The 7,549-nt window shown below is 72.5% G+C and carries 8 protein-coding genes and 1 pseudogene; 5 read left to right on the forward strand and 4 right to left on the reverse strand.

All coding sequences use genetic code 11. The features are described from left to right. Positions 1–93: 93 nt before the first annotated feature. Positions 94–2,010, forward strand: a pseudogene (locus ACFV04_RS08075) (ATP-dependent helicase C-terminal domain-containing protein); the annotation flags it as partial. A 165-nt stretch (positions 2,011–2,175) separates the two neighbouring features. Here the strand turns inward: ACFV04_RS08075 and ACFV04_RS08080 are convergent. Then, a complete protein-coding gene (locus ACFV04_RS08080; protein WP_380527611.1) occupies positions 2,176–2,913 on the reverse strand; it encodes an SDR family oxidoreductase in 738 nt (245 codons plus the stop codon). Positions 2,914–3,006: 93 nt separating this feature from the next. Here ACFV04_RS08080 and ACFV04_RS08085 point away from each other — a divergent pair, with 93 nt between their 5' ends. Both ACFV04_RS08085 and ACFV04_RS08090 read left to right on the forward strand, forming a co-directional pair. Further along, on the forward strand, positions 3,007–3,882 hold the full coding sequence (locus ACFV04_RS08085) for a LysR family transcriptional regulator (protein WP_380345591.1): 876 nt from the start codon (positions 3,007–3,009) through the stop codon (positions 3,880–3,882). A gap of 6 nt (positions 3,883–3,888) precedes the next feature. Then, the gene (locus ACFV04_RS08090) at positions 3,889–4,026 is read left to right on the forward strand and encodes an ATP-dependent helicase C-terminal domain-containing protein (protein ID WP_380527614.1); all 138 of its coding nucleotides are present in this window, start codon (positions 3,889–3,891) and stop codon (positions 4,024–4,026) included. Between the two features lie 26 nt (positions 4,027–4,052). On the opposite strand, the gene ACFV04_RS08095 is transcribed toward ACFV04_RS08090, so the two are convergent. The 3 genes from ACFV04_RS08095 to ACFV04_RS08105 all read right to left on the reverse strand — a co-directional run bounded on the left by ACFV04_RS08095 (position 4,053) and on the right by ACFV04_RS08105 (position 6,394). After that, positions 4,053–4,520, reverse strand: a complete 468-nt coding sequence (locus ACFV04_RS08095; protein WP_380527616.1) for an NUDIX hydrolase — start codon at positions 4,518–4,520, stop codon at positions 4,053–4,055. Further along, positions 4,507–5,238 (reverse strand): XRE family transcriptional regulator, encoded by a 732-nt coding sequence (locus tag ACFV04_RS08100; RefSeq protein WP_380527618.1) that lies wholly within the window; start codon positions 5,236–5,238, stop codon positions 4,507–4,509. The genes ACFV04_RS08095 and ACFV04_RS08100 overlap by 14 nt, the downstream gene beginning before the upstream one ends. Before the next feature lie 277 nt (positions 5,239–5,515). Further along, complete coding sequence (locus tag ACFV04_RS08105; RefSeq protein ID WP_380345596.1) at positions 5,516–6,394, reverse strand: glycosyltransferase family 2 protein; 879 nt, start codon at positions 6,392–6,394, stop codon at positions 5,516–5,518. A 370-nt stretch (positions 6,395–6,764) separates the two neighbouring features. Between ACFV04_RS08105 and ACFV04_RS08110 the strand changes: the two genes are divergently transcribed. Next, positions 6,765–7,235, forward strand: coding sequence for an ATP-binding protein (locus tag ACFV04_RS08110; RefSeq protein WP_380527620.1), 471 nt, complete (start codon positions 6,765–6,767; stop codon positions 7,233–7,235). A 15-nt stretch (positions 7,236–7,250) separates the two neighbouring features. Then, the coding region (locus ACFV04_RS08115; protein ID WP_380527622.1) for a hypothetical protein at positions 7,251–7,549 on the forward strand (299 nt) is incomplete at its 3' end.

Raw genomic sequence — 7,549 nt, forward strand, 5'->3', positions numbered from 1 at the left:
GCGGCCGGGGCCCCACCCCGCGGCGGCCCCCCCGGGGGGGCGCCGCAGGGGGGGCCCCCCCGGGGGCCCGGGGGGGGGGCGCCCCCGCCGGGGGCCGGGCGCCCCGCGCAGGGCACCCGGGTGGACTTCGCGCTGCTCGACCACGTCGCCTCCGTCGTACGGCGGGCGTTGAGCGAGCGCGACGGGGACGTGCTCTGCTTCCTGCCCGGTGTCGGCGAGATCGCGCGGGTCGCCGGGCAGTTGAACGGCGTCCCGGCCGACGTGCTCCAGCTGCACGGGCGCGCCCCGCAGGCCGTCCAGGACGCGGCGCTGACGCCGTCCGACCGACGGCGGGTCGTCCTCGCCACCGCCGTCGCCGAGTCCTCGCTCACCGTGCCCGGCGTACGGGTCGTCGTCGACGCCGGACTCACCCGCGAACCGCGCACCGACCACGCCCGCGGCCTGGCCGCACTCGTCACCGTCCGGGCTTCGCTCGCCGCCGCCCGCCAGCGCGCCGGACGGGCCGGGCGCGAGGCCCCCGGCACCGTCTACCGCTGTTGGAACGAGGCCGAGGACGCCCTCGCCGCCCGGTTCCCCACGCCCGAGATCGCCCTCGCCGACCTCACCCCGTTCGCCCTCCAGGCCGCCTGCTGGGGCGACCCGGACGCCACCGGCCTGGCCCTGCCCGACGCCCCGCCCGCCGGGGCGATGGCCGCCGCCCGGCAGACCCTGCAGGCCCTCGGCGCCGTCGACACCGAAGGCCGGGCCACCCCGCGCGGCGTCCGCCTCGCCCGCACCGGGCTGCACCCCCGACTGGGGCGGGCGCTCGTCGACGGCGCTCCCGCCGTCGGCGCACGCCGGGCGGCCGAGGTCGTCGCCCTGCTGTCGGAGGAGCCGCCACGGGCGCTCGGGGACGACCTCGCGGCGGTGTGGCGGACCGTGCGCGGTTCCGGTGATCCCTACGCGGGCCGCTGGCGCGACGAAGTCCGCCGACTGCAGCGCGCCGCCGGCGACGAACCCGCCACCCGCCTGCCCGACGCCACCGCCGTCGGACTCGTCGTCGCCCTCGCGTTCCCGGAGCGGATCGCGAGAGCACGGGTGGAACGACCCGCCCCCGGCGAGCGCAGCCCGTACCTGATGGCCTCCGGGACAGCGGCCGAACTCGCCCCCGGCACGGCGCTCGGCGCCGTGCCCTGGCTCGCCGTAGCGGTAGCCGACCGCCCGGCGGGCGCACACTCCGCGCGGGTGCTGCACGCCGCGGCACTGGACGAGGACACCGCGCGGCAAGCGGGGGCGGCGCTGCTCACCGCCCGCGAGGAGGTCCACTGGGACACCCGCCGCGACGAGGTCACGGCCCGCCGGGTCGAATCCCTCGGCGCCATCGAACTCACCGAGAAGCCGCTGAACCGCCCCGACGCCACCCTCGTCCGGGCCGCCATCCTCGAAGGCCTCACTCGCGAGGGCGTGCGCACCCTGCTGACCTGGCCGTCACCTGGCCTGCGCGAACGCCTCGCCTTCCTCCACGCCGCCATCGGCGACCCGTGGCCGGACGTATCCGACGCCGCGCTCCTGGAACGCGCCGACGAGTGGCTGGAACCCGAGCTGTCCCGCGCCCGCCGCCGCGCCGACCTCGCGAGGATCGACACGACGGCAGCCCTGCAGCGCCTGCTCCCGTGGACGAGTGGAGAAGCCGGGCGGCTGGACGAGTTGGCCCCCGAGCGCATCACCGTCCCGACCGGCTCGAGGATACGGGTCGACTACAGCACCGAACGCCCCGTGCTGGCCGTCAAGTTGCAAGAGCTCTTCGGCTGGAAGACTGCCCCCGCACTGGCCGGCGGCCGCGTCCCGCTCACCGTCCAGCTGCTCTCCCCCGCCGGCCGCCCCGCCGCCATCACCGGCGACCTGGAGAACTTCTGGCGCAACGGCTACCAAGCCGTCCGCGCCGACCTCAGAGGCCGCTACCCCCGCCACCCCTGGCCCGAGGACCCGACCACAGCAGAGCCCACGAAGCGCACCAACGCCCGGAAGTGACAGGGGAGCCGAACAGCGAACGGCGCGCCGTGTGCGTCGTTGCCGTGTGCGTCGTTCCGGACGGGGCCGACGCGGGCCGGCTCCGTCGCGGGTCCGACCTGCGACTCGACCTCGCAATCGCGCTCGCGCCGCTGATGCGATCCCGCGTCCAGGACACGTCATCCCTTACCAGGGGACGACGCCCTCGTCGTCGAAGAACGCGCCGGACGGGCCGTCGTCCGGCAGCGTGGCGAGCCGGATCGCCGTGGCCGCGCCCTGTTCCGGGGTGCGGTTCCCGAAGAAACCGGTGAAGTCGGTCGCGCACAGGCCGGGGCAGGCGGCGTTGATCAGGATGCCCGTGTCGGCGAACTGCCGGGCGTACTGCACGGTCACGGCGTTGAGGAACGACTTCGACGGCGCGTAGGCCGCCATGATCGCTCCCATCTCGATGTCCGGGTCGGCCTGCCGGGTCATGGAGCCGACGCCGCTGGAGATGTTGACGATGCGCGGCGAGGACGAGCGGCGCAGCAGCGGGAGCATGGCGTTCGTCACCCGGATGACGCCGATGACGTTGGTCTCCACGACCGTGCGGACCAGGTCGAGGTCGAGGGTCGTGGGGTCCTGCACCCAGCCCGGACCCATCTCTCCGGAGATGCCCGCGTTGTTGACCAGCACGTCCAGCCCGCCGGCCTGACGCTCGATCAGTTCCACGGCGTCGGCGACGCTCCGGGCGGCGGTCACGTCCAGCGGCACGCCGAACGCGTCGGCCCCGGCGGCGCGCAGCTTCTCGACGGCGGTTTCGAGTCGGCCTGCGTCCCGCGCTCCGACGGCCACGCGGTATCCGAGGGCTCCGAGGCCGGTGGCGATCGCGTAGCCGATTCCCTTGTTCGCGCCGGTGACCAGCGCGATCTTCGTTTCGCTCATGCCGTCCATGCTCGCTCCCGGGTGAGCGCGCCGGCCAACACCGATCGGGTGCGCTGTGATACCCGGTCGGTATCGCAGGAGTACGCTGTCGCCGTGGACGCCTTGGAGACCCGCGAGCTGAGATACTTCGTGGCCGTCGCCGAGGAGCTTCACTTCGGCCGGGCCGCCGAACGCCTGGGCATGGCCCAGCCGCCACTGTCGCGGGCGGTCCAGCAGCTCGAACGGCGTCTCGGCGTAAGCCTCCTGGAACGCAACCGCCGCGGCGTCGCGCTGACCGATGCCGGAACGGTGCTGCTGCACGAGGGCCGCGCGACGCTCGACGCCGCCACCGCCGCCGCACGCCGCACCCGCCGCGCCGGCGGAGCGGACAACCTGAGCGGGGAGCGCACCCGTCTGGTGCTGGCGGTGAAGACCGCCGCGGCTCACGAACTGCTGCAGAAGCTCCTCGACGCCTACGCGGCCGAGCCTGACGCCGCCGAGGTCGAGGTCCTGCAGTGCGGCATGTGCGACCAGGAAGCACGGCTGCGCGACGGCAGCGCCGACGTCGCGCTGATGCACGTGCCGTTCAACTCACTCGCCGGGTTCGACAGCGAGGAGCTCATGACCGAGAACCAGTTCGCCATGCTGCCCGCCGGACACCCCCTGGCCGCGCGCAAGACCCTGTCCCTGGCCGACATCAGCAACGTCCCCGACCTCCCACCGGCGCGCTGGCCCCGTCACGGCGTCTACGCGCCCGGCCCCGGCCCCGAGATCCGCGATCAGACGCAGTTGGCGCAACTGGTCGCACTGGGACGCACCGTCGCCATCGTGCCGGATTCCGCGCGCGCCTGGCTGTGGTCCGCGCACGCCGCCGTCCCCCTGACCAACGCGCCCCCCGTCGTCACCCACATCGCCTGGCCCGCGCACAGCCGCTCACCAGCCCTGGCCGGCCTGGTCAGGACCGCCGTACAGCTCGCATCCTCCCGGTAGCCGCCGGTGCGGCGACCCGGAGACTTCTGGTGCAACGGCCACCAAGCCGTCCGCGCAGACCTCAGCGGACGCTACCCCCGCCACCCCTGGCCCGAGGAGCCGACCACAGCAGAGCCCACGAAGCGCACCAACGCCCGGAAGTGACAGGAGAACCGAACAGCGAACGACGGCTAACGCACCACGGGGATCTCCCCGGAGCGCCAGTCGGCCAACCGCTTGCGAATGTTCGACACCATCGGCAGCCCGTCCGTCTCCGCCGGGGTGAACCACGCCACCTCGTGGGACTCGTCGGACACCCGCAACTCCCCACCGAGCGGGCGCCCGAGCAGGCAGATCGAGAACTCCTGGCGGACCTCGCCGTCGTCGTAGGCGAACACGTGCCCAGGGTCGGTATAGGTGCCGACGATCCCGGTGATCTCGATGTCGATGCCGGTCTCCTCGCGCGTCTCGCGGATTCCGCACCCGGCGAGCGACTCACCGATGTCCATCCTGCCGCCGGGCAGCGCCCACATCCCGTTGTCGGTGCGGCGTTGGAGGAGGACCCGGCCCGCATCGTCCACCACGACCACGGACGCCGCCGGCACGAGGGAGTTGACCGCGGGCGCGTCCGGATCGTCCTCGTAGTCACGCCTGGCCATGACCCACCACCTCCGCCGCCGGGATCGCCCATACATCACGCCCGTTCGCCCACAGATCCTCGACGTGACCCGCGAAACGATCAAACACGCCATCGTCCTGGGCTCGCCTGAAATGCATCATCGGGGCATCGTGGCCGATCCTACCGGGCAACAGTGGTGTGACGATCATGTCGTCGTCGAAGCGGAAGACACTGAGTGAGACGTGTGCGGTCTCGTACCGCGCCTCAATCGATGTGTCCCGCAGCTTGGCCAATTCGGACAGCGTTACCTCAATCCGGGTCGACAGGCTCAGCGGGACATCCTCATCCAGCTCGCGCTGACGGGTGACCGGGTGTCCGGGCTCGCCAAGGATGAAGCGGGTCCGAACGCCAGCCGCCGCCTTGTGCCGAAGCAAACTGCCGAAGTTCGCATGCTCCAGCCACAGGAAGTAGTTTGTATACCCAGCGAACGCAAGTTCCCGGGTTGCATTTTTGATCAGCTGACGCCACAGCACGGCCGGCGCCGCCGAGCGGTACGGATACATCTGCACCAGCTCCCGATCCGGCCCGGACTTCACCAGCTGCTGTACGGACGGCCAGAGCACGGCCTCCTCCTCGCCGAGGGCCCGACTGGCCGCTGAGCGGTGTCGGGCGTGGGGCTCGCGCAAGGGATTCGCGAGCCACCGGTCGACGGTCTTGGGATCGACACCGCACACACGCGCAAGCTTGGACGAGGTCATGTTGGCACGGGCCATTGCGTCACGGAGTGGGCTGTTCACCGGCTGACCTTCCACGTTAGGGACGTTTCAAGGTCTACCAGCCAGACGTCCCAAGTGTCCCAATAACGCGGTATGACGTCCCGTCGGACTGCCCGACGATTCGAGCGTGACAGATTCCACGCCGCCCGCCCCCACACAGCGCGTCCTTCCGGCGCTACCCGACCATGACCAGCACAGACATGTGCAGCGCGGCATTCACAACCTCTCCCACATGGACCGGATCGCTGTGGATGGCCTGTCAGAACACCGGCGGACGGCCCAGCTTCGCCATCAGCCACACCGTGCTCCACCGCATCGGCCGACGCGGAGGACAGGGCGTGCGGACACCCTCGAAGAAGCCGGACCACCACGCCTTGAGACCCGACAGCGGCGGTCGGCGCAGCACCGTGTACAGGGCCCAGGAGGTGAGGTAGACGGGCACGAGGACCGCGGGAAGGTGGCGCTTGGCCAGCCAGACCCGGTTGCGGGCCGTCATCCGGAAATAGGTGGCGTGCCGGGCCGGATCGGTGCGGGGGTGCTGCAGCACCATGTCGGCGCGGTAGTCGATGCGCCAGCCCGCGTCCAGGGCGCGCCAGGCGAAGTCGGTCTCCTCGTGGGCGTAGAAGAACGCATCGGGGAACAGCCCGACCTGGTCGATCACACTCATCCGGATGGCATGGCCGCCGCCCAGGAACGTGGTGACCGGCCCGGACTGCATCGGGTCACTGGCACCGAGGCGGGGGACGTGCCGGCGCTGGGTGAACCCGCTCTCGTCCGCGATGCGAAAGGACACGATCCCGAGCCCTGGGTCCTGCTCGAAGGCTTCTCGGACCAGCCGGAAGGTGTCGGCCCGGGGCAGCAGACCGTCGTCGTCCAGGACGACCAGCACGTCAGTGCCTCCCAGCTCGCGCAGCCGCTCGACGCCGGCGTTGCGGCCCCCGGGGATGCCGAGGTTCTCCGGCAGTTCCACGGCGTCCACGAGGTCCGGCAGTTCGGGCAGCTTGACGCCCTGCCCGAGCACCACGGTCCGCACTCCGCTGCCGCCACCGTCCTGGGCCCGCACCGAGTCCAGCAACGCCGTCAGTTCCGCAGGCCGGTTTCCCATCGTCAGCACCACCACGCCCAGCGTGACGCCCATCGCACCAGACCCCAACGTGAGAAACCCTTCATGATCTCGCCGACACCACAGCCAGGGCACAAGCCGCTGCATGTGCCGGCCCGGACGGGCCGGCTCCCGGGCCGCCGAGTGCACGGCGCCGGACCACTCCAGCCTGGATCGCCGGCGCCCGCCCCACCGGTCCGGACAGCCGGGCCACCATCCCACACCGTCCGCTCCCGCTGGTAGCCAAAGACTCCTGGTTCGCTCGTAGGGGGGCTTTCCACTCCATCCGCAGCGTCCGACTTGCGTTCCTGGTCCAGTTCCTCGCCCAGGACCACGATGCCGCGTCCGGCCGTCCGACAAGCCAGCGCACTTCGTTTACCTGCAACCACCCTTGAGGTACTTCGCCATGCCCGTTTCCCGCCGCCCCCGCATGTTCTCTGCCCGGCTCGACTCCCGCACCGCCTCCACGCCGTTGGCCCGTCTCTTCCTGCGGGCCTACCTGGCCGGCCTGCCCTCCGGTGAGCGCTACGCCGACACCGCCGAACTCCTCCTCGGCGAACTCTTCGCCAACGCCGTCCAGCACGCCGACGCGCCCGCCGACCGCCTGATCGAGGTCCGCTTCGCCGTCGTCCGCGACCGCCTGCGCCTCGAAGTCCACGACGCCGGCACCGGCCGCCCCTCCCTCTCCACCGCCCCCGCCGACGCCGACGCGGAGTGCGGACGCGGGCTGTTCCTCGTCAACGCGCTGGCCGAGCGCTGGGGTTGCTGCCCCCGATCCGGCGGCATCGGCAAGTTCGTCTGGGCCCTGATCGCCCCCGCCCTCACGCCCGCGCCCGCTCCCGTGCCCGCGCCCGCGCCCGCCGCCCACGCCGTCTGAACGGAGGCCCCCACCATGCGACTCGCCCACACCGCCCGGCACCTCCTCGACGCCGCCGTCACCCCCGCCGCCGCCTACGCCACCCTCGCCCGCCGCACCGGCCACCCCCTGCGCGCCGCACAGGCGGTCTGCGCCGCGCTCGGCATCCCCGCCGCCGAGGCCACCCGCCGCCTCGACGACTGCCACGCCGCCCTCCTCGCCCACCCCCGCCCCGGATCCGAGGCCGACACCGGCGAACTCCTCGAAGCCCTCGGCGTCTTCGACGTCCCCGCCACCCTCACCGACACCGACCGCGCCGTCATCGACCTCTTCCT

Source organism: Kitasatospora sp. NPDC059599 (assembly GCF_042735125.1).
In the GTDB taxonomy this organism is placed as follows: Bacteria; Actinomycetota; Actinomycetes; order Streptomycetales; family Streptomycetaceae; genus Kitasatospora.

What these genes read in the sequence shown, in the direction of transcription:
- ACFV04_RS08095 (WP_380527616.1), bottom strand. Translation starts at nt 4,520, where the DNA reads ATGGCCAGGCGTGACTACGAGGACGATCCGGACGCGCCCGCGGTCAAC.
- ACFV04_RS08105 (WP_380345596.1), bottom strand. Translation starts at nt 6,394, where the DNA reads ATGGGCGTCACGCTGGGCGTGGTGGTGCTGACGATGGGAAACCGGCCT.
- ACFV04_RS08080 (WP_380527611.1), bottom strand. Translation starts at nt 2,913, where the DNA reads ATGAGCGAAACGAAGATCGCGCTGGTCACCGGCGCGAACAAGGGAATC.
- ACFV04_RS08100 (WP_380527618.1), bottom strand. Translation starts at nt 5,238, where the DNA reads ATGACCTCGTCCAAGCTTGCGCGTGTGTGCGGTGTCGATCCCAAGACC.
- ACFV04_RS08110 (WP_380527620.1), top strand. Translation starts at nt 6,765, where the DNA reads ATGCCCGTTTCCCGCCGCCCCCGCATGTTCTCTGCCCGGCTCGACTCC.